The organism is Rhodococcus sp. APC 3903, from assembly GCF_030407755.1.
GTDB classification, from domain to species: domain Bacteria; phylum Actinomycetota; class Actinomycetes; order Mycobacteriales; family Mycobacteriaceae; genus Rhodococcus_F; species Rhodococcus_F erythropolis.
On the sequence record NZ_JASDCV010000098.1, the window covers coordinates 1 to 682 of the forward strand.

Consider the following 682-nt stretch of genomic DNA (forward strand, 5'->3'; position numbering starts at 1 on the left):
CATCGTTTTCTCCTTCGGTCGGGCGGTTGTGGTCGGTCATGCTGCGCGTCCTTGCGTGTGACGGATGGGTGGGTGGTTAGTTGGTGGGGGGTGGCGGCGGCGTCGATGTCCTCCTCGGTGTGTCCGGCGTCGCGGGCTGCGGCGCGGGCGGCGGCGAAGGCGTCGACCAGGGCGGTGACGTCGATGAACCCTTCGCGGCTGCGGTCGAACATCGCTGCATCAAGGGCTGCGGTCGCCTCGACAACGGCGACGAGCGCGGGTGCGAGGGTGTCGGTTTCGGTGCTCACGTGGTTTTCCTTTGTTTTGGGGTGGGCGGGTTGGCTGTCGTCTACTCGGCGTTGACGCACTGTGCGGCGTCGTTGTGCATGCGAGGGCAGGAGTAGTCCCCGCACCCGCAAGTCAGTCCGGCGTAGTGGTTGGTTGCTGCGTTGTAGTCGTCGCTCATCGGTGACCTTTCGTTCGTGGCTGGGGACCAATCCCGTGCCCCGCCAATTTTTTTGCCCTTCTGGCATAGGAGAGTTGGACCGGCATTAGGGGGCCGGAGTGCAACTGGTGAGCGGAAGAGTTTTTCTGCGAGCCTGCGAGTGCGGGTTGAAAAAGTCTTTCGAGCCGAAGGCCGAAGCGAAGCGGAGTCAGCGGTTGCGCGCAGGTCACCGCCGGTCAAAATCGGAAGGCCAGAAGG

General features: G+C 63.9%; 1 protein-coding gene. It reads right to left on the reverse strand.

Annotation, left to right across the window (positions count from 1 at the left end):
- Positions 1-287: hypothetical protein (locus tag QMA15_RS32695; protein ID WP_290289369.1), on the reverse strand; the 287-nt coding region annotated here is incomplete at its 3' end.
- Positions 288-682: the final 395 nt, after the last annotated feature.